The 18,846-nt window shown below is 60.8% G+C and carries 32 protein-coding genes; 2 read left to right on the top strand and 30 right to left on the bottom strand.

The window, feature by feature from the left end; all coding sequences use genetic code 11:
• Window position 1: 1 nt before the first annotated feature.
• The 20 genes from M8744_RS13735 to M8744_RS13640 all read right to left on the bottom strand — a co-directional run bounded on the left by M8744_RS13735 (window position 2) and on the right by M8744_RS13640 (window position 11,852).
• The gene (locus tag M8744_RS13735) at window positions 2–1,381 is read right to left on the bottom strand and encodes a trypsin-like peptidase domain-containing protein (RefSeq protein WP_251418744.1); all 1,380 of its coding nucleotides are present in this window, start codon (window positions 1,379–1,381) and stop codon (window positions 2–4) included.
• A gap of 137 nt (window positions 1,382–1,518) precedes the next feature.
• The gene (rplQ, locus tag M8744_RS13730) at window positions 1,519–1,944 is read right to left on the bottom strand and encodes a 50S ribosomal protein L17 (RefSeq protein WP_251418742.1); all 426 of its coding nucleotides are present in this window, start codon (window positions 1,942–1,944) and stop codon (window positions 1,519–1,521) included.
• 132 nt (window positions 1,945–2,076) lie between these two features.
• Window positions 2,077–3,093: a DNA-directed RNA polymerase subunit alpha gene (locus M8744_RS13725; protein ID WP_251418740.1), complete on the bottom strand. Its 1,017-nt coding sequence runs from the start codon at window positions 3,091–3,093 to the stop codon at window positions 2,077–2,079.
• Window positions 3,094–3,204: 111 nt separating this feature from the next.
• Complete coding sequence (gene rpsK / locus M8744_RS13720) at window positions 3,205–3,597, bottom strand: 30S ribosomal protein S11 (RefSeq protein WP_251418738.1); 393 nt, start codon at window positions 3,595–3,597, stop codon at window positions 3,205–3,207.
• A gap of 15 nt (window positions 3,598–3,612) precedes the next feature.
• Window positions 3,613–3,981: a 30S ribosomal protein S13 gene (gene rpsM / locus M8744_RS13715; protein WP_251418736.1), complete on the bottom strand. Its 369-nt coding sequence runs from the start codon at window positions 3,979–3,981 to the stop codon at window positions 3,613–3,615.
• 194 nt (window positions 3,982–4,175) lie between these two features.
• Window positions 4,176–4,820, bottom strand: coding sequence for an adenylate kinase (locus tag M8744_RS13710; protein WP_251418734.1), 645 nt, complete (start codon window positions 4,818–4,820; stop codon window positions 4,176–4,178).
• Window positions 4,817–6,178 carry a preprotein translocase subunit SecY gene (gene secY, locus M8744_RS13705; RefSeq protein WP_251418731.1) on the bottom strand — a complete coding sequence of 454 codons (1,362 nt, stop codon included), beginning with the start codon at window positions 6,176–6,178 and terminating at the stop codon, window positions 4,817–4,819. Before secY ends, M8744_RS13710 begins: the two co-directional genes overlap by 4 nt.
• A 108-nt stretch (window positions 6,179–6,286) precedes the next feature.
• Window positions 6,287–6,757, bottom strand: coding sequence for a 50S ribosomal protein L15 (rplO, locus tag M8744_RS13700; RefSeq protein ID WP_251418729.1), 471 nt, complete (start codon window positions 6,755–6,757; stop codon window positions 6,287–6,289).
• A 216-nt stretch (window positions 6,758–6,973) separates the two neighbouring features.
• Window positions 6,974–7,162 carry a 50S ribosomal protein L30 gene (gene rpmD, locus M8744_RS13695; RefSeq protein WP_251418727.1) on the bottom strand — a complete coding sequence of 63 codons (189 nt, stop codon included), beginning with the start codon at window positions 7,160–7,162 and terminating at the stop codon, window positions 6,974–6,976.
• Window positions 7,163–7,165: 3 nt separating this feature from the next.
• Window positions 7,166–7,741: a 30S ribosomal protein S5 gene (gene rpsE / locus M8744_RS13690; protein ID WP_251418725.1), complete on the bottom strand. Its 576-nt coding sequence runs from the start codon at window positions 7,739–7,741 to the stop codon at window positions 7,166–7,168.
• A gap of 13 nt (window positions 7,742–7,754) precedes the next feature.
• Entirely contained in the window at window positions 7,755–8,114 is a 360-nt protein-coding gene (gene rplR / locus M8744_RS13685; protein ID WP_251418723.1) for a 50S ribosomal protein L18, read from the bottom strand.
• 11 nt (window positions 8,115–8,125) lie between these two features.
• Window positions 8,126–8,659, bottom strand: a complete 534-nt coding sequence (rplF, locus tag M8744_RS13680; RefSeq protein ID WP_251418721.1) for a 50S ribosomal protein L6 — start codon at window positions 8,657–8,659, stop codon at window positions 8,126–8,128.
• Window positions 8,660–8,669: 10 nt separating this feature from the next.
• Window positions 8,670–9,062 (bottom strand): 30S ribosomal protein S8, encoded by a 393-nt coding sequence (gene rpsH / locus M8744_RS13675; RefSeq protein ID WP_251418720.1) that lies wholly within the window; start codon window positions 9,060–9,062, stop codon window positions 8,670–8,672.
• A 13-nt stretch (window positions 9,063–9,075) separates the two neighbouring features.
• Window positions 9,076–9,381 (bottom strand): 30S ribosomal protein S14, encoded by a 306-nt coding sequence (rpsN, locus tag M8744_RS13670; protein ID WP_251418718.1) that lies wholly within the window; start codon window positions 9,379–9,381, stop codon window positions 9,076–9,078.
• A gap of 18 nt (window positions 9,382–9,399) precedes the next feature.
• Window positions 9,400–9,963: a 50S ribosomal protein L5 gene (gene rplE / locus M8744_RS13665; protein WP_251418716.1), complete on the bottom strand. Its 564-nt coding sequence runs from the start codon at window positions 9,961–9,963 to the stop codon at window positions 9,400–9,402.
• Window positions 9,956–10,267 (bottom strand): 50S ribosomal protein L24, encoded by a 312-nt coding sequence (rplX, locus tag M8744_RS13660; RefSeq protein WP_251418714.1) that lies wholly within the window; start codon window positions 10,265–10,267, stop codon window positions 9,956–9,958. The genes rplE and rplX overlap by 8 nt, the downstream gene beginning before the upstream one ends.
• Window position 10,268: 1 nt before the next feature.
• Window positions 10,269–10,637: a 50S ribosomal protein L14 gene (gene rplN / locus M8744_RS13655; protein WP_251418712.1), complete on the bottom strand. Its 369-nt coding sequence runs from the start codon at window positions 10,635–10,637 to the stop codon at window positions 10,269–10,271.
• A 74-nt stretch (window positions 10,638–10,711) separates the two neighbouring features.
• On the bottom strand, window positions 10,712–10,942 hold the full coding sequence (gene rpsQ / locus M8744_RS13650; RefSeq protein WP_251418710.1) for a 30S ribosomal protein S17: 231 nt from the start codon (window positions 10,940–10,942) through the stop codon (window positions 10,712–10,714).
• A gap of 12 nt (window positions 10,943–10,954) precedes the next feature.
• Complete coding sequence (rpmC, locus tag M8744_RS13645; protein WP_251418708.1) at window positions 10,955–11,155, bottom strand: 50S ribosomal protein L29; 201 nt, start codon at window positions 11,153–11,155, stop codon at window positions 10,955–10,957.
• Window positions 11,156–11,363: 208 nt separating this feature from the next.
• Window positions 11,364–11,852 carry a bacterioferritin gene (locus M8744_RS13640; protein ID WP_252409408.1) on the bottom strand — a complete coding sequence of 163 codons (489 nt, stop codon included), beginning with the start codon at window positions 11,850–11,852 and terminating at the stop codon, window positions 11,364–11,366.
• Window positions 11,853–11,998: 146 nt separating this feature from the next.
• Here M8744_RS13640 and M8744_RS13635 point away from each other — a divergent pair, with 146 nt between their 5' ends.
• Both M8744_RS13635 and M8744_RS13630 read left to right on the top strand, forming a co-directional pair.
• Window positions 11,999–12,619 (top strand): 2OG-Fe(II) oxygenase family protein, encoded by a 621-nt coding sequence (locus M8744_RS13635; RefSeq protein ID WP_251418704.1) that lies wholly within the window; start codon window positions 11,999–12,001, stop codon window positions 12,617–12,619.
• A gap of 73 nt (window positions 12,620–12,692) precedes the next feature.
• Window positions 12,693–13,388, top strand: a complete 696-nt coding sequence (locus M8744_RS13630) for a lysozyme family protein (RefSeq protein ID WP_251418702.1) — start codon at window positions 12,693–12,695, stop codon at window positions 13,386–13,388.
• Window positions 13,389–13,586: 198 nt separating this feature from the next.
• Here M8744_RS13630 and rplP read toward each other — a convergent pair whose 3' ends face one another.
• The 10 genes from rplP to M8744_RS13580 form a co-directional block, all read right to left on the bottom strand.
• Window positions 13,587–14,000 carry a 50S ribosomal protein L16 gene (rplP, locus tag M8744_RS13625; RefSeq protein ID WP_251418700.1) on the bottom strand — a complete coding sequence of 138 codons (414 nt, stop codon included), beginning with the start codon at window positions 13,998–14,000 and terminating at the stop codon, window positions 13,587–13,589.
• A 13-nt stretch (window positions 14,001–14,013) separates the two neighbouring features.
• Complete coding sequence (rpsC, locus tag M8744_RS13620; protein ID WP_251418698.1) at window positions 14,014–14,721, bottom strand: 30S ribosomal protein S3; 708 nt, start codon at window positions 14,719–14,721, stop codon at window positions 14,014–14,016.
• The gene (gene rplV, locus M8744_RS13615) at window positions 14,721–15,101 is read right to left on the bottom strand and encodes a 50S ribosomal protein L22 (RefSeq protein WP_251418697.1); all 381 of its coding nucleotides are present in this window, start codon (window positions 15,099–15,101) and stop codon (window positions 14,721–14,723) included. The genes rpsC and rplV overlap by 1 nt, the downstream gene beginning before the upstream one ends.
• 3 nt (window positions 15,102–15,104) lie before the next feature.
• Window positions 15,105–15,383: a 30S ribosomal protein S19 gene (rpsS, locus tag M8744_RS13610; protein ID WP_251418695.1), complete on the bottom strand. Its 279-nt coding sequence runs from the start codon at window positions 15,381–15,383 to the stop codon at window positions 15,105–15,107.
• Between the two features lie 3 nt (window positions 15,384–15,386).
• Entirely contained in the window at window positions 15,387–16,229 is an 843-nt protein-coding gene (gene rplB / locus M8744_RS13605; protein WP_251418693.1) for a 50S ribosomal protein L2, read from the bottom strand.
• A gap of 357 nt (window positions 16,230–16,586) precedes the next feature.
• Window positions 16,587–16,883, bottom strand: a complete 297-nt coding sequence (locus M8744_RS13600) for a 50S ribosomal protein L23 (protein WP_251418691.1) — start codon at window positions 16,881–16,883, stop codon at window positions 16,587–16,589.
• On the bottom strand, window positions 16,880–17,497 hold the full coding sequence (gene rplD, locus M8744_RS13595; protein WP_251418689.1) for a 50S ribosomal protein L4: 618 nt from the start codon (window positions 17,495–17,497) through the stop codon (window positions 16,880–16,882). The genes M8744_RS13600 and rplD overlap by 4 nt, the downstream gene beginning before the upstream one ends.
• Entirely contained in the window at window positions 17,494–18,336 is an 843-nt protein-coding gene (rplC, locus tag M8744_RS13590) for a 50S ribosomal protein L3 (RefSeq protein WP_251418687.1), read from the bottom strand. The genes rplD and rplC overlap by 4 nt, the downstream gene beginning before the upstream one ends.
• 14 nt (window positions 18,337–18,350) lie before the next feature.
• On the bottom strand, window positions 18,351–18,665 hold the full coding sequence (rpsJ, locus tag M8744_RS13585) for a 30S ribosomal protein S10 (RefSeq protein ID WP_251418685.1): 315 nt from the start codon (window positions 18,663–18,665) through the stop codon (window positions 18,351–18,353).
• An 82-nt stretch (window positions 18,666–18,747) separates the two neighbouring features.
• On the bottom strand, window positions 18,748–18,846 hold a 99-nt coding region (locus M8744_RS13580), incomplete at its 5' end, for an EF-Tu C-terminal domain-related protein (RefSeq protein ID WP_017929992.1).

Genomic DNA, 18,846 nt, shown 5'->3' with positions numbered 1-18,846 from the left:
GTCACAGCCGCGCACGCATGACGAGGCGCTGCAACCCGCGCTGAACCTCGATCGCGATAGACCGCATATCGGCGGAAAGCGCACGGTCGGCTTGTTCCGTGCTGGTGATTTCCGTGCTGTTGATACCACGGATGATATCGCCCGCGCGCAAGCCCATGCGCGCGCCGTAACGGCCCGGATCGTCGACAAGCACACCCTCGACCATCAAGGGCAGGCCATGTTTGGCTATCACTGCCGGGTTCAAGTTGCTGATCACCAGCCCGGGCAGAACACTGCGCTGGCCCATCTCGCGCTGATCGCGGGGCGGTTGATCGGGCGCCGAAATCATCGCCACGGTAACTGTGGTCTCGGCTCCATCGCGCAGGCGCGTGACCTGTGCTTCGCCACCCAACCCCGCCACGGCCATGCGAAACACCGCTTCGGCGGCCGAGTTCACCGGCTTGCCATCCACGGCCGTCAGGATATCGCCGGGCTGAAAGCCCGCATCGCGGAACGGGCTGGCCGGATGCAGGGCGGAAATCACGATCCCTTCAGGCACATCGAGCCCCAGCGAGGCCGCGATATCGGCATCGACCGGCTGGCCGCTGATGCCGGCCCAGGGCTTTTCGAACCGATCCGCACCGCCCCGCGCCTGGCGCACGAATTCCGCCACCAGGTTGGCGGGGATCGCGAAGCCGATACCGTTCGACCCGCCCGAGCGTGTCAGGATCGAGGTGTTCACCCCGATCAGCCGCCCGGCCGTGTCGATCAAGGCCCCGCCCGAATTGCCCGGGTTGATCGCGGCATCAGTCTGGATGAAATAGCCGCGCGCATTGCCACGCGCCCCGCCCGAACGCGCCAGCCCCGACACGATACCGCTGCTTACGGTCTGGCCCACGCCAAAGGGGTTGCCGATGGCCAGAACCAGTTCGCCCACTTCAACCGTGTCGCTGTCGCGCAGGGGCACGATTGGCAGCTCGGTCGCATCTTCGAGCTTCAGGATGGCGAGATCAGCCTCTTCATCGCCCAAGATCACCTGCGCGCTGTATTCGCGCCGGTCGGCCAAAACCACCCGAATGTCGGTAGCTTGCCCGACCACGTGGAAATTCGACACCACCAACCCGTCTTCGGACAGGATCACGCCCGAACCAAGGCTGTTTTGCACCTGCGGTCGGGCCTGCCCGAAATCACGAAAGAATTCGCGAAAGAACGGATCGTTCTGGAACGGGCTGACGCGCGCCTCGACCACCCGCTTGGCATAGATGTTGACGACCGCGGGCGTGGCGCGTTTCACAAGCGGCGCAAAACTGAGCGTGATTTCCGCCTGGCTTTGCGGCACGCGCGGTGTTTCGGCCCGAACGGGCATGGCAAGTATAAGAAGGATCAGCAGGCTGCGCAGCATATCGGCCCCATGTCTTGATGCCACAGGATATGTCCGCAGGCGCGCCGCATTGCAACCCGGCGCCGGTGGGGTGCCGCCAAAAAGAAAAGGCCCCGCCGCGGCAGCGGCAGGGCCAGAACGTCTGGATGACGGAAATCTTATTCCGCGTCTTCCGCCATTTCGTCGGCTGCGGAGCGCGCCTTGTCGGCCGCGCCCTTGGCGTCAACATCGCGGTCAACGAATTCGATGATCGCCATCGGCGCCATGTCGCCGTAACGGAAACCCGCCTTCAGGATGCGGACATAGCCGCCCTGACGCTCGGCATAGCGGGGGCCCAGAACTTCGAAAAGCTTGGCAACATGGGCCTCTTGCTTGAGGCGCGAGGCAGCCTGGCGGCGTGCGTGCAGATCGCCGCGCTTTGCCAACGTGATCATCTTTTCGATGATCGGGCGCAGTTCCTTGGCCTTGGGCAGGGTCGTCTTGATCTGCTCGTGCTCGATCAACGAGCCGGCCATGTTCGCGAACAGCGCCTTGCGGTGTTCATGGGTGCGGTTGAGGCGGCGATAGCCCTTTGCGTGACGCATGTGTCTCTCCTAATCGTTGCCCTCTACGGGCGGTTTTGCTTTGTCCGGCCGGCGATGCGTGTCACCGGCTCTCCTTGGGGCCCATGGCCCTGGCTTGGCGGAAGGCGGGGCCAGCCCCGCCCTACGCTGGTCTCAGAACTGGTCTTCGAACTTCTTGGCCAGGTCTTCGATGTTTTCCGGCGGCCAGTCCTCGACATCCATGCCAAGGTGCAGGCCCATGCCCGACAGAACCTCTTTGATCTCGTTCAGCGACTTGCGGCCGAAGTTCGGGGTGCGCAGCATCTCGGCTTCGGTTTTCTGGATCAGGTCGCCAATATAGACGATGTTGTCGTTCTTCAGGCAGTTGGCCGAGCGTACAGAAAGCTCCAGCTCGTCCACCTTCTTGAGCAACAGCGGGTTGAATTCCAGCCCGTCATCGTCATCCTGGCGCGAGGCGCTTTCGGGTTCTTCGAAGTTCACGAAGATCGAAAGCTGATCCTGCACGATGCGCGCGGCATAGGCCACGGCATCTTCGGGCGTAACCGAACCGTCGGTTTCCACCTTCAGAGTCAGCTTGTCGTAATCCAGAACCTGCCCTTCACGGGTGGGCTGCACGTCATAGCTGACCCGCTTGACCGGCGAATAGATCGCATCGATCGGGATCAGGCCGATGGGGGCATCCTCGGGCTTGTTCTTGTCGGCGGCGACATAGCCCTTGCCGGTGTTGACCGTCAATTCCACGTACAGATCGGCACCCTCGTCGAGGTGGCAGATCACGTGCTCCTTGTTCAGAACCTCGATGCCGGCGCTGTCCGAGATATCGCCGGCAGTGACGACACCTGGACCCTTGGCATTGATCGACAGGCGCTTGGGGCCTTCGACTTCCATGCGCAGGCTGATGCCCTTGAGGTTCAGAACGATGTCGGTGACATCCTCACGCACGCCGGCGACCGACGAAAACTCGTGCAGGACATTGTCAATTTGAACGCTGGTGATCGCGGCGCCTTGCAGCGAAGACAACAGCACGCGGCGCAGCGCGTTGCCCAGCGTCAGACCAAAGCCACGCTCCAGCGGCTCGGCGATCACGGTGGCCTGACGGGTCGGATCGTTGCCCGGCTTGACTTCCAGCTGCGTCGGCTTGATCAGCTCTTGCCAGTTCTTGTGGATCATGTAGCCCTCCATTCCAGTTCCGTCCCCATGTCCTTAAGGTCGGAACGCCCGAGGTTAAATTGACGTGCGGGGGCCGCGCATTTTGCACGGCCCCGGCAAAAATCAGCTGGATCAGACCCGGCGACGTTTGGGCGGGCGGCAGCCATTATGTGCAATCGGCGTCACGTCACGGATCGACGTGATGTTGAAGCCGACGGCTGCCAGCGCACGCAGCGCCGATTCACGACCCGAACCTGGACCCTGCACTTCGACTTCCAGTGTCTTCATGCCGTGCTCCTGCGCCTTGCGGCCGGCGTCTTCCGCGGCCAGCTGTGCGGCGTAGGGCGTCGACTTGCGCGAGCCCTTGAAGCCCATTGTGCCGGCAGACGACCACGAAATGGCGTTGCCCTGCACGTCCGAGATCAGGATCTTGGTGTTGTTGAAGCTGGAATTCACATGTGCGACGCCAGCTGCGATGTTCTTGGAGACCTTTTTCTTGCCCCCACGACGGGTATCACGTGCCATTGAACGGTGCCTCCCTTACTTCTTCTTGCCAGCGATGGGCTTTGCGGGGCCCTTGCGCGTGCGTGCGTTGGTGTGGGTGCGCTGACCGCGCACAGGGAGGTTGCGACGATGGCGCAGGCCACGATACGACCCCAGGTCCATCAGGCGCTTGACGTTCATCTGCACTTCGCGGCGCAGATCGCCTTCGACGGTGTAATTGCCATCGATATGCTCGCGAACGGCAAGCACTTCGGCATCGCTCAGTTCGTTGACGCGACGGGCATGGTCGATGCTCACGGCGTCGCATATTGCCTTGGCCGCAGATGGGCCAATACCGTGGATGTAGGTGAGTGCGATTGGCACCCGTTTATGTGTCGGGATGTTTACGCCGGCAATACGTGCCACGTTATCTTTCCTTTCGTTGCGGTTCCGTAACGCCAGAACCTTTTTTCACAACGGAGGCCCGAGGCGTTGCCTGCGGGCCACAGCTGATGTTCGAGATTTCAGGATTCCACAGGGAATCACCCGCAAGACCGGGATAGCGCTGACTAGGAGCTAACGCCCCCGGCGTCAAGCCCCTACTGTGCTGTTGGCCGGGTTCAATCCAGCGCAGCAGCGATTTCCGCCTTTACCGCGTCAATATCGCCCAGGCCGTCGACGCGCGTCAACGCGCCCTTGGCGTAATAGTAACCGATCAATGGGCTAGTCTTCTTGTAATATTCCATCAAACGATTCTTGAGGCTTTCCTCGTTATCGTCCGAACGGCGCTTGAACTCTGCCTTCTGGCCGCAGCTGGTGCAAATGCCATCGGCCGGGATGGGCTTGGTGTGGTCGTTGTAGACCTCGCCGCAATTGCTGCAGGTCGACCGCGCGGTGATACGGCTTACCAACGCCTCGTCATCCACCTGCATCTCGATCACGGCATCGAGCTTTTCGCCCGTCTCGGCCAGCAATCCTGTCAAGGCGTCGGCTTGCGCCAAGGTCCGCGGAAAGCCATCGAAGATGAAACCGCCCTTCTTGTCACCCTGCAGCTTTTCACGGATCAACCCGATCACGATGTCATCGGTCACCAGGTCGCCACGGGCCATGACGTCGGCCACGATCTTGCCCATCTCGGTGCCACTGTCCTTGGCTTCGCGCAGCATGTCGCCGGTGCTTAGCTGGATCATGTCATGCTCATCAACCAGGATGCGCGCTTGTGTGCCTTTACCCGCGCCCGGAGGGCCAAGAAGAATGATGTTCATCGGCGTGCTGGTCCTTTCTTCCGCTTCTTGCCGCCCTTGCCGCGCAGCTGCGATTTCTCGATCAGGCCCTCATACTGGTGTGCCAACAAGTGGCTTTGAACCTGCTGAATCGTGTCCATCGTCACCGACACGACAATAAGCACCGAAGTGCCCCCGAAATAGAACGGGATCGACAACTGGCTACGCAGGATCTCGGGCAGCAGGCACACGGCGGCAAGATAGCCCGAGCCCAGAACGAGAACACGGTTGACCACGTATTCCAGGTAATCGGCTGTCTTCTTGCCCGGGCGCACACCTGGTACGAACCCGTTCTGGTTCTTCAGGTTGTCGGCCACGTCATCGGGTTTGAAGGCCACGTTGAACGTGTAGAAATAGGCAAAGAACACGATCATGAGCGTGAAGAAAGCCAGGTAAAGCGGCTGGCCGGGCCCGAAATACGCCAGGATCGTGGACATGATCGGGCTGGTCTGATTGCCCGAGAACGTGCTGATCGTGGTGGGCAGCAGCAACAGCGAGCTTGCGAAGATGGCCGGGATAACGCCTGATGGATTGACCTTGACCGGCAAGTGGCTGGACCCGCCGTCATAAACCTTCATCCCCACCTGCCGGCGCGGATACTGGATATGGATCTTGCGAAGCGCCCGCTCCATGAACACCACGAAGGCGATCACGGCGATGACCATAACGATGACGCCGACGATGACCGCGGGGCTGATCGCGCCCGACCGGCCCTGGCTGAGGAACTGCGCCAGCGCGGCCGGCAGCTCGGCGATGATTCCGACAAAGATGATAAGCGAAATACCGTTGCCGATCCCGCGGGCGGTGATCTGTTCACCCAACCACATTAGGAACATGGTGCCACCAACCAGCGTGATCACGCAGGATGCGCGGAAGAACAGTCCCGGATCTGTCACCAGGTCGCCCGTTTCCAGGCTGACGGCCAGACCGTAAGCCTGAAGCGTGGCCAGGAACACCGTGCCGTAGCGGGTGTACTGGTTCATCTTCTTGCGGCCCTGCTCGCCCTCTTTCTTCATCTGCTCCAGCGCCGGCACCATGGATGCCAGAAGCTGCACGATGATCGAGGCCGAGATGTAGGGCATGATGCCCAAGGCAAAGATACCCATGCGCCCCAGGGCGCCGCCGGTGAACATCGACAAGATGCCCCCCAGACCCGCCGCGGCACCTTCCATGAAGTCTCGCAGCGCTGCACCGTCGATCCCGGGCACCGGGATGAAGGTACCCAGCCGATAGACGATCAACAGACCGAGAGTAAAAAGGATGCGGTTGCGAAGGTCGGTTGCCTTGCCAAGAGCGGCCCAACTCGTGTTCGCCGCCATTTGTTCAGCTGCAGATACCATGCGGTCTCTCTCTAGCGCGAACGCCGCCCGACGCGTTTTCCAGCGTCAGGCGGCGTTATCAGGAAAACTGGGACGTTTGTAAGCGGCGCGGGCGCCGCCCACAACCCGTTATTCGGCCGCCTGCGCGGTTGTGACCGTCAGCGAGCCCCCCGCCTTTTCAACGGCGGCGATGGCCGATTTCGATGCACCGGTCACTTCGATGTTCAATTTGGCGCTGACATCGCCCTTCGCCAGAACGCGAACACCATCAAGCTTGCGACGCACCAGGCCACATTCGATCAGCGCGTCTTCGGTCACCTTGGCGGCATCCAGTTTCTTCTCGTCGACGAATTTCTGGATCAACCCGAGGTTCACCACGGCAAATTTCTTGCGGTTCGGCTTGTTGAAGCCACGCTTGGGAAGACGCTGGTAAAGCGGCATCTGGCCGCCTTCGTAGCCCTTGATGGCCACGCCCGAACGCGCTTTTTGGCCCTTGATACCACGGCCACCCATCTTGCCCTTGCCCGAGCCGGGGCCGCGGCCGACGCGCATCCGCTTTTTCGTGGCGCCTTGGTTGTCGCGCAGTTCATTAAGTTTCATGTCGCTTCTCCTAGGCCGGAACCGACCCCGAAGCGAACGGGCCGGACGCGGCATTTCTTGGTTGCTGAGTCGTGGCGCAATCGGCCACCGGGCGCGTATAGACGGGATGCGCCCTGCGTTCAAGAGCACAGATTTCGGCGAAAACGAGAAACGCCCCGGCCATTTCCGCCCGGGGCGTCTCGATTTGGGTAGGCCGGGCTTCAGCCCGGCGCGGGCTTAGCCCTTTTCTTCGATGATCTCGACCATGTGAGGGATCTTGGCGATCATGCCGCGCACGGCGGGCGTGTCTTCAAGCTCACGGGTTTTGTGCATCTTGTTCAGCCCAAGGCCAATCAACGTCTGGCGCTGCTTGGCGGGGCGGCGGATCGGAGACCCGATCTGCTTGACAACGATGGTCTTGGCCATGGTTTACGCCTCCTCAGCCACTTGGCCGCTTTCCTGCGGGCTTTCTTCGCGCTTGGGCAGAATGTCGGCGACCTTCTTGCCACGGCGCTGTGCGACCGATCGCGGCGACTGCTCGGCCTTAAGGCCGTCCAGCGTGGCGCGGATCATGTTGTAGGGGTTCTGCGACCCGATCGATTTTGCGACCACGTCCTGCACGCCCAACATCTCGAACACGGCACGCATCGGGCCGCCGGCGATGATACCGGTACCCTGCGGTGCGGTGCGCATGACGACCTTGCCGGCCCCCCAGCGCCCTTTCACGTCGTGATGCAGGGTGCGCCCTTCACGCAGGGCCACGCGGATCATGTTGCGCTTTGCCTGCTCGGTTGCCTTGCGGATGGCTTCGGGCACTTCCTTGGCCTTGCCCTTGCCAAAGCCGACCCGGCCTTTCTGGTCGCCCACGACCACCAGGGCTGCAAAGCCGAAACGCTTACCACCCTTGACGGTCTTGGACACGCGGTTGATCGCTACGAGACGATCGGCGAACTCCGGAGCTTCGTCGCGGTCGCGACGGTCGCGGCGGTTGTCTTGTCTTGCCATGTCTATCGTCTCCTTAGAACTTCAGGCCGCCTTCACGGGCAGCTTCGGCCAGAGCCTTCACCTTCCCATGAAACAGAAAGCCGCCACGATCGAAGTAGCACTCGTTAACACCAGCCTTCTTGGCGCGCTCGGCAATAGCCGTGCCCACCTTGGCAGCTGCCTCGACGTTGTTCTTGCCGGCGAGGCCTAGATCCTTCTCGAGAGAGGAGGCCGAGGCCAGGGTACGGCCCTGAACGTCGTCGATCAGCTGCACGCTGATGTTCTTGTTGCTGCGGTGAACGGAAAGGCGCACGCGACCCGCGTTTGCCTTCCGCAATTTGTTCCGGACGCGCAGGCGGCGCTTCTGGAACAGGATTCGTTTGCTGTTTGCCATCTGTCGCGTCCTTATTTCTTCTTGCCTTCCTTGCGGAAGATATACTCGTCCTTGTACTTGATGCCCTTGCCCTTGTAGGGCTCGGGGCGACGCCATTCGCGGATATTGGCCGCGACCTGACCGACGAGCTGCGGATCATTGCCTTCGATCACGACCTCGGTCTGCTTCGGGCAGGTCACGGTGACCCCCTGTGGCACTTCGAAATCGACATCATGGCTAAGGCCCAGCGACAGTTTCAGGGTGTTGCCCTGCATCTGCGCACGGTAGCCGACGCCGCTAATCTCAAGCTCTTTCTTGAAACCGTCGGTGACGCCCTTGACCATGTTGGCGACCATCGTGCGGCTCATGCCCCACTGCTGGCGCGCACGCTTGGATTTACCGCGCGGCGTAACCGTCACGCGATTTTCCTCGATGGCAATGGTGACATCATCGGTTGCCGTGAAGCTGTGTGTGGCCTTCGGGCCTTTCACTTCGATGGTCTGGCCGGACAGGTTAGCGGTGACACCCGAGGGCAGCTCGACCGGTTGTTTCCCAATACGAGACATTAGCTCCTCCTTAGAACACCGTGCAAAGCACTTCGCCGCCGACATTGGCTGCGCGCGCATTTGCATCCGACATCACACCCTTGGGCGTGCTGACAATCGACACGCCCAGGCCCTGACGAACCTGCGGAATGTCCTTCACACCCATGTAAACGCGACGACCCGGCGTGGAAACACGCTTGATCTCACGAATGACGGGGGTGCCGTCAAAGTATTTCAGGCTGATTTCCAAGGTCGGATGACCGTTGGCATCAGAGCCCTTCTCGTAGCCGCGAATGTAGCCTTCGTCCGCAAGCACGTCCAGAACCCAGGCACGCAGCTTGGAGCCCGGCGTGATCACGGTGGACTTGCCCCGCATTTGCGAGTTGCGGATACGGGTGAGCATATCGCCGATAGGATCGTTCATATCACTCTCTCCCTTACCAGCTCGATTTCACCATACCGGGGATCTGGCCGTTCGAGCCAAGATCCCGCAGCATGATCCGGCTGACCTTCAGCTTACGATAGTAAGCGTGGGGGCGCCCGGTCAGCTGGCAGCGGTTGTGCAAACGGGTGGCCGAGCTGTTACGCGGCAGCTGGGCCAGCTTCAGCGAGGCGCGGAAACGTTCTTCCATCGGCTTGCTTTCGTCCCGGATGACTTCTTTCAGAGCCGCGCGCTTGGCGGCATATTTCGCGACGAGGCGCTCGCGCTTCTTTTCGCGTTCGATCATTGCTTTCTTAGCCATGTCTCAATCCTCTCGCGATCAGCTGTTGAAGGGCATGTTGAAATGCTTCAACAGCGCCTTGGCTTCGGCATCGGTGGATGCAGTGGTGGCAATCACGATGTCCATGCCCCAAACCTCGTCGACCTTGTCGAAGTTGATCTCGGGGAAAACGATATGTTCCTTGAGGCCCATGGCATAGTTGCCACGCCCATCAAAGGATTTGCCCGGAACACCGCGGAAGTCACGGATGCGCGGCATCGCGATGGTGATCAGACGATCCAGGAATTCGTACATGCGGTCGCCGCGCAGTGTCACCTTGGCGCCCATGGGCATGCCTTCGCGAACACGGAAACCTGCGATCGAGTTCTTGGCCGTGGTGACAAGCGCCTTCTGGCCGGCGATCAACGACAGGTCTTCCTGTGCCGACTTGGCTTTCTTGCTGTCTTTCACCGCTTCGGCACCGCAGCCGATGTTCAGAACGATCTTGTCCAGACGCGGGATCTGCATGTCGTTCTTGTAGCCGAACTCTTCTTTCAGAGCCGGGCGGATGGTTTCGCGATATTGCGCTTTCAGGCGCGGGGTGTAGTTGGCCGTATCAAGCATCGATCACGTCCCCCGTGGTCTTGGCGTAACGCACCTTCTTGTCGCCTTCCTGTTTGAAGCCGACCCGTGTGGGTTTGCCGTTCTTGTCGACGATCGCCAGGTTTGACAGGTCGATCGGCATCGCCTTGGGCAGACGGCCGCCTTGGCTTGCCTGGCTCTGGCGGGTGTGGCGAATGGCCATGTTCACGCCGTCAACCACGGCCTTGCCGGTCTTGGGGTCGACGCTGGTGATGGTGCCCTGCTTGCCCTTGTCCTTGCCGGACAGCACGACAACCTTGTCGCCGGATTTCAGTTTCGCAGCCATCTTACAGCACCTCCGGGGCGAGCGAGATGATCTTCATGAAATTCTTGGCGCGCAGTTCGCGAACGACCGGGCCAAAAATACGGGTGCCTACCGGCTCGCCGTTATTGTTGAGGATCACCGCGGCGTTGCGGTCAAAACGGATCGAGGTGCCGTCTTCGCGACGAACCTCTTTGGCGGTGCGAACGACGACGGCCTTGCGCACGTCGCCCTTTTTCACACGGCCGCGCGGAATGGCTTCTTTCACCGAAACAACGATGATGTCACCAACCGACGCATAGCGGCGGTGCGAACCGCCCAGAACCTTGATGCACTGCACCCGGCGCGCGCCGGAGTTGTCAGCAACATCCAGATTTGTCTGCATCTGGATCATAGGGTTACTCCCGACCTTTGGGGGGCGTTATTGCCGTTTCCCCAGGGTTTCGCTTAAATCAGGTTGCGGGGGCCTTATTGGGCCACCACCTCCCAGCGTTTGGTTTTCGACTTCGGCGCACATTCCTGAATGCGGACGCTGTCGCCGACGTTGAACTGGTTGTTCTCGTCGTGGGCCCGATACTTCTTCGACTTGCGAATGGTCTTTTTCAGAACCGGGTGAGTAAAGCGGCGCTCGACCAGGACGGTGACTGTCTGGTTGTTCTGGTTCGAGGTCACGGTGCCTTGGAGAATACGTTTGGGCATCTGTCAGGCTCCTTACTGTGCTGCCGCTTGGGCTTTTTCGTTCAACATGGTCTTGACGCGCGCGATGTCGCGGCGGACCTGACGCATCCGGGCGGTGTTCTCCATCGCGCCGGTTGCCTGCTGAAAGCGCAGGTTGAACGATTCTTTCTTGAGGTTGGTCAGCTCGTCACGCAGCTGATCCGGCGTTTTGTCACGCAATTCGGTGGCGTTCATCGCCCGTGTCCTTTCTCAACATCACCGGGGGGCCCTTTGGTAACCCCGATTCCGGTGGAGTTCTGGTGAAGGCTGCGCAATACACGCCGATCCGGCCGTTGGCAACCCCTTGCCCGTCGATTTCCGGGCCTAACGTCAAGGTCGCGCCGCCAAGATCATCGGGCGCGGCCTTGTTTTGATGTGCGATGGGATATCCGCTGCCGGGCAGTTAACCTTCTTCGTCAGCCGCGCCGCCCGAAATCTGCTTGGATGCGTAACGCTCTTCGCCCAGCCTTTCGATCAGGCCAAGCTGCTGATCCAGCCAATTGGCGTGCCCGACCTCATCAATGGCGATTTCCTCGAACAGTGCCTTGCTGGCCAGATCGTCGGCTTCGTAAGCGTTCTTGGAGGCGCGGGTATAGAACGCGACCGCCTCTTTCTCGTCCTTCAGGTCCGACTCGAACATGTCAGACAGGGATTTGGCAATCTTGGGCGTGTTGGCGAATCCCATCTCCGGCTCACCACCCAGGTCAAAGATGCGCTCCAGGAAGCGGTTGGAATGCTCGTTTTCCTCAGCGAACTCTTCGCGCATCTGCGCGGCCAGCCGATCGAGCCCCCAATCGTCAAGAACGTGGGCATGCAACTGGTACTGGTGTGCAGCCGTAAGTTCCATCTGCAGGGCGGTGTTCAGATCTTTGAGTACGGAATTATTGGGCATATCAACCTCATGTTTTGGAATAATCCCAAAGTAGGTATTCCGCGCGCGGATAAACACCGCGCATCCGGCTTTTTTTATGGTCTTTCCTGCGTCATATAGCCATAAGATGCGCCTGATTTCCAGATTTCACCACCGTCGGAGCGCCCATGGCACAGATCGACTCGCTTTTCGTCACCCGCCTTTACCAGGCCTCTCTCAATGATCACGGCCCCGGGGTCGATGCGGCCGAATTGGTCGGCGCCTGCTATTCTATCGCCGAGGATGACGAGGCCGGCCAGAGCTGGTGCGAGGAAAACGGCTATCCCGGTTACACGTCCTACGCATCGCTGACCGATCTGCCGTGGCGATTTCCGATTTTCGCCGACATCGTCACCGCGCTCGATGCCCATGTCGCGGTTTTTGCCGAAGATCTGGCTTTCGACCTCGGCGACGGAAAATTGATTCTTGAAGACCTGTGGATCAACATCTTGCCTGAAGGCGGCACCCATTCCAGCCATATCCACCCTCATTCGGTGATATCGGGCACGACCTATGTGCAGATGCCCGATGGGGCCTCGGCGCTAAAACTCGAAGATCCGCGTTCAGCCCGTATGATGGCCGCCCCCACCCGCCGCAAGGATGCCCCGCGCGAGCTACAACCCTTTGTCTATGTCAAACCAGCCGTTGGCGACGTGCTGCTGTGGGAAAGCTGGCTGCGCCACGAGGTGCCCATGAACATGGCCGAGGATGAGCGGATCTCGGTCAGTTTCAATTACCGCTGGGATTGAGCGGGGCCAGCAACGAAGAATTCATCCCTGTCTGCCACAAGGGGCGGCGTGAACCGGAACGGGATCGCGCCGAATGGGCAGAAACGCCATCTTCATCCTGTTGCTATGGGCGGGCGTCGCCCGGGCAGAGGTGCCATCGTTGTTTCAACAGGCCGCACTCGTGGCGGGCGGTTCCACACAAGCCAGCAACGGCACCAGCGCCAGCCTGTTTGCCGGTCGGGCCGCTGGCAGCCTGTTTGCCTCGCCCGAGCCGAACACCCGGGCACATCCCCGGGTGGGCATCTCCGGGCCTGTTGCCCACCTGCTGTCGCTGATCGCCAAGGCCGAGGCAGGGCGCGCCGGTTATGACGCGGTACAGGCCGGTGCGCAGGTCAAGCCCACACAGATTCCCACGCGCATGACATTGGGCCAGATCCATGAATGGATCCAGGCAACGCCGGGGCAGCCCCACGCAATCGGCCGATACCAATTCATTCCCACCACCCTGAGGCGTGTGGCCCGCGAACGCGGTTTTGGCCCGGACACGGTTTTCTCTCCGACCGTGCAGGACGCCATGGCAGTCAGTCTGCTTGAAGAGGCAGGGTTCCGTGCCTTCAAGGCCGGCACGCTCGACCGGCATAAATTCATGAGAAACCTGGCGCGTATATGGGCCGGCCTGCCCTTGCCCAACGGAAAAAGCTATTATCACGGGTATGCCGGCAACCGCGCCACTTTAACCTGGTCCCGTTTCGAGACAGAGATGCAGCGCATTTGGCCCAACGCCGGTTAAAACATTTCTAACTAGCGCAAGCGTCGGATCGGCTCGTCAAGACCAGGTGAATTGACCGAGATGGCAGGACCGACCGAAACGCAAGTAGGTGCCACCCCCAAGGCTGTCGCCCCCCTTGTGCCCAAAGCAAATAGAAGAACCCCCGCCGCTTTCGCGCCGGGGGCTTCGTTTTGTCAGCCAGGCAAATCTGCCCTCGGCTTACCAGTCTTCGCGAACCACGATACGGCTCTTGATCGGCAGCTTCATCGCCGCCAGGCGCAGGGCCTCGCGTGCGATGTCTTCGTTGACGCCGTCGATCTCGAACATCACGCGGCCAGGCTTGACCTTGCAGGCCCAGAAATCGACCGAACCCTTACCTTTACCCATCCGAACTTCGGTGGGTTTTGACGTCACGGGCGTATCGGGGAAGATACGGATCCAGACGCGGCCTTGGCGTTTCATGTGGCGGGTCATCGCGCGGCGGGCCGCCTCGATCTGCCGCGCTGTCACGCGCTCGGGCTGGACGGCCTTCAAGCCGTAGGTGCCAAAGTTCAGATCAGAGCCGCCCTTGGCATCGCCCTTGATCCGGCCCTTGTGCATCTTGCGGAATTTTGTGCGCTTTGGTTGAAGCATCTCTCAAACCTCCTTAACGACGGCCGCCGGCGCCACGGGGCGCGGGACCATCCTGGAGCTCTTGCTGACGACGTTCACGGGCACTGGGATCGTGATCCATGATTTCGCCTTTGAAGATCCAGACCTTGATACCAATGATACCATAGGGCGTGGATGCCTCGGCCAGAGCATAGTCGATGTCGGCGCGCAGGGTGTGCAGGGGCACACGGCCTTCGCGGTACCACTCGGTCCGGGCGATTTCCGCGCCGCCAAGACGGCCCGCAACGTTGACCCGGATGCCTTCGGCACCCATACGCATGGCATTCTGCACTGACCGTTTCATCGCACGGCGGAAGCTAACGCGGCGCTCCAGCTGTTGTGCGATGTTTTCGGCCACCAGCGCGGCGTCCAGCTCGGGCTTGCGTACTTCGACGATGTTCAGGTGCAGTTCGCTGTCGGTCATAGCCGCCAGTTTCTTGCGCAGAACCTCGATATCGGCGCCCTTTTTACCGATGATCACGCCCGGACGCGCCGTGTGGATCGTAACGCGGCACTTCTTGTGCGGGCGTTCGATGATCACGCGGGCCACGCCGGCCTGCTTGCACTCTTCCTTGATGAACTCACGAATCTTGACGTCTTCCAGAAGAAGATCGCCGAAATCCTTGGTGTCGGCATACCAACGGCTATCCCAGGTGCGGTTGACCTGGAGGCGCATGCCGATCGGATTGACTTTCTGACCCATTAGGCTTGCTCCTCAACTTGACGCACCGTGATGGTAAGTTCCGAGAACGGCTTGACGATCTTGCCGAAACGGCCACGTGCCCGCGGACGGCCACGCTTCATCACCAGGTTCTTGCCAACATAGGCCTCGGCGACGACCAATTCGTCGACGTCAAGGTTGTGGTTGTTCTCGGCGTTGGCGATCGCGGACTGAAGGCATTTCTTCACGTCCTCCGCAATCCGCTTCTTGCTGAAGGTGAGGTCGTTCAACGCCCTGTCCACCTTCTTGCCGCGGATCATCGCTGCAACGAGGTTAAGTTTCTGCGGGCTGGTGCGAAGCATGCGTGTTTTCGCCATAGCTTCGTTGTCTGCCACGCGGCGGGGATTTTTTGCCTTGCCCATGACTTACTTCCGCTTCGCTTTCTTGTCGGCCGCGTGCCCGTAGTAGGTACGCGTCGGCGAATACTCACCGAACTTCTGGCCGATCATATCTTCGGTTACGTTCACTGGAACGTGCTTGCGGCCGTTGTAGACGCCAAACGTCAAGCCCACGAACTGGGGCAGGATCGTCGAGCGGCGCGACCAGATCTTGATAACTTCATTCCGGCCCGATTCCCGTGCCGCTTCGGCTTTTTTAAGCACGTAAGCGTCAACAAAGGGGCCTTTCCAAACAGAGCGAGACATGTCTTAGCGCCCTTTCTTCTTGGCGTGACGCGAGCGGATGATCAGCTTCTGCGACGCTTTGTTCTTGTTGCGGGTGCGAGCACCCTTTGTCGGCTTGCCCCAGGGCGTAACCGGGTGACGACCACCCGAGGTCCGGCCCTCACCACCGCCGTGGGGGTGGTCGATCGGGTTCATGACCACACCGCGAACGCTGGGGCGAATGCCCTTGTGGCGCATGCGGCCGGCCTTGCCGTAGTTCTGGTTGCTGTTGTCGGGGTTCGACACGGCACCGACGGTGGCCATGCATTCCTGGCGCACCATGCGCAGCTCGCCCGAGGAAAGGCGGATCTGGGCATAACCGCCATCGCGGCCGACGAACTGGGCATAGGTGCCCGCGGCGCGCGCGATCTGGCCACCCTTGCCGGGCTTCAGTTCGATATTGTGAACGATCGTGCCGATGGGCATGCCGCTGAAAGGCATCGCGTTGCCCGGCTTGATGTCCACCTTGTTGCCGGCCAGAACCTTGTCACCGACAGCCAGACGCTGAGGTGCCAGGATATAGGCCTGCTCGCCATCTTCATACTTGATAAGCGCAATGAAAGCGGTCCGGTTCGGGTCATATTCGATCCGCTCGACGGTGGCCGCCACATCGTATTTGTTGCGCTTGAAATCGACGATCCGGTAAAGGCGTTTCGCCCCACCCCCACGACGACGCGAGGTAATCCGCCCGGTGTTGTTGCGGCCGCCCGACTTTGTCAAACCCTCGGTAAGGGATTTGACAGGACGTCCTTTCCACAGCTCCGAACGGTCGATCAGCACCAGCCCGCGCTGGCCCGGCGTCGTCGGCTTGTACGACTTGAGTGCCATGCTTTCTGTCTTCCGTTAGCAAACGGCAGGGCGAACCCCGCCTAGGGTGTAAGCCCCCCGTAGGTGGCCTTTGATATAGGCCCCCGTAGGTGCCCGGTTCGTTGTGTTCTTTCGAACAAAGACAGAGCCCCGGACGAATCCGGGGCTGTGCCGATGGGGCCTGATAGGGGAAGGATGGCACGGGGTCAAGGCCCACGGGCAATTCCCTGTGCCTGGCAATCACGAATGTCACGCGATGCGGCGCCAGGCCTGCCTATCGGCGCCCGGTCCCTCCCGGCCTACGCCCAAAGGAAAAGCCCCCGCCTGTCGGCAGGGGCTTCGCAGGTTTCGTAAGGCGGGGTTCAGCCCGCCAACCGATCAAAGACCAGTGGTCACGTCGATCGTGTTGCCCTCTTCCAGGGTCACATAGGCTTTTTTCACGTCTCTCCGCTTGCCCATCTGGCCGCGAAAACGCTTTACTTTGCCCTTGGTGATGGTGGTGTTGACCGCCTTCACCTTGACCCCGAACAACGCCTCGACCGCTTCCTTGATCTGCGGCTTGGCCGCGTCGATCGACACTTCGAACACCACCGCGCCGTTCTCCGACGCCATGGTTGATTTCTCGGTGATGATCGGCTTGCGGATCACGTCGTAATGTTCTGCCTTCGCGCTCATTTCAGACGATCCTCCAGTGCTTCGACACCCGCCTTCGTGATCACCAGCGTGTCACGCTTGAGAATGTCATAGACGTTTGCGCCCATCGACGGAAGCACATCGAGACCCTCGATGTTGCGCGCGGCCTTGGCGAAGCCTTCGTTCACCTCGGCACCGTCAATGATCAGGGCGCGCTTCCAGCCCAGGTTCTTGACCTGCTTGGCCAGCGCGGCGGTCTTGCCGTCCGCCTCGGCCGAGTCGATCACGACCAGCTCGCCCGCCTTGGCTTTTGCCGACAGCGCGTGGCGCAAACCAAGCTTGCGGAACTTCTTGGGCAATTCATGTCCATGGCTGCGCGGGGTCGGGCCCTTGTAGATACCACCCTTGCGGAAGATCGGCGCGTTCCGGTCGCCGTGGCGTGCGCCACCGGTACCCTTCTGGCGGTAGATCTTCTTGGTCGAGTAGCTGGTTTCCGACCGAGTTTTCACCTTGTGAGTGCCGGCCTGCGCCTTGTTGCGCTGCCAGCGGACGACACGGTGCAAGATATCGGCGCGCGGCTCGAGCCCGAACAGATCGTCGGACAGATCCACGGACCCGGCCTTGCCGCCGTCCAGTTTGATCACGTCGAGTTTCATTCGTCGCCTTCCTTCTTCTCGGCCTGGATTTCCGCCTCGGCATCCTTCAGGGCGGCCTCTTCGGCTGCTGCCTGCTCTGCCAGTGCGGCCTCTTCGGCGGCCTTGGCTTCGGCTTCTGCCTGTGCGGCGGCTTCTTCAGCCGCTTTCGCGGCTTCCTCGGCAGCCGATTTCAGCGCCGCGGGAAGGATGGCGTTTTCAGGAAACGGTTTTTTCACCGCGTCCTTGACCGTCACCCAACCACCTTTCGAGCCGGGCACAGCGCCCTTGACCATGATCAGGCCACGGTCGGCATCGGTGCGCACCACCTGGAGATTCTGCGTGGTCACGCGGGCTGCGCCCATGTGGCCGGCCATCTTCTTGCCCTTGAACACCTTGCCGGGGTCTTGGCACTGGCCGGTCGAACCATGCGAACGGTGACTGATCGACACGCCGTGAGAGGCGCGCAAACCACCGAAATTGTGGCGTTTCATGGCACCGGCAAAGCCCTTACCGATGGAAGTGCCCGTCACGTCGACGAACTGACCTTCGAAGTAATGGTCGGCGGTGATTTCCTCGCCCACGTTGATCAGGTTTGCCGGATCGACGCGGAACTCGGCCAGCTTCCGCTTGGGCTCCACCTTGGCAGCCGCGAAATGGCCGCGCATCGGCTGGCTGGTCCGCTTGGCCTTGGCCGTGCCGGCACCCAGCTGAACGGCGCTGTAGCCATCCTTGTCCGCGGTGCGCTGCGACACCACCTGCAGCTTGTCCAACTGCAGAACGGTCACCGGCACCTGCTTGCCGTCTTCCTGGAAGATACGGGTCATGCCGATCTTTTTTGCGATAATACCAGAGCGCAACATGTTTCTTGCCCTCCTTACGACTGCAGCTTGATTTCGACATCCACGCCGGCGGCGAGGTCGAGCTTCATCAGCGCGTCCACCGTCTGCGGGGTCGGATCAACGATGTCGAGAAGGCGCTTGTGCGTGCGGATCTCGAACTGTTCGCGGGATTTCTTGTCCACGTGCGGGCCACGGAGAACCGTGAATTTCTCGATCTTGTTCGGCAGCGGAATCGGCCCGCGCACTTGTGCGCCGGTCCGTTTCGCGGTGTTCACGATTTCCTGCGTGCTGGAGTCCAGTACGCGGTAATCGAACGCCTTTAGCCGAATGCGAATGTTCTGGCTTTGCATTTGATTAGCCTTTCGCGGCTTTGGAGTTGATAGGAGGACCGGCAGACCATCCGCCGGCCCTCGTCGAACCCGAAGGTTTTTCTTACTCGATGATCTTGGAGACGACGCCGGCGCCGACGGTGCGACCGCCTTCGCGGATGGCGAAGCGCAGGCCGTCTTCCATGGCGATCGGGGCGATCAG

This window comes from Lutimaribacter degradans, assembly GCF_023703375.1.
GTDB lineage: Bacteria > Pseudomonadota > Alphaproteobacteria > Rhodobacterales > Rhodobacteraceae > Lutimaribacter > Lutimaribacter degradans.
The sequence above is the reverse complement of the archived record's forward strand: the minus strand, read 5'-3'. Positions and strand labels throughout refer to the sequence as shown.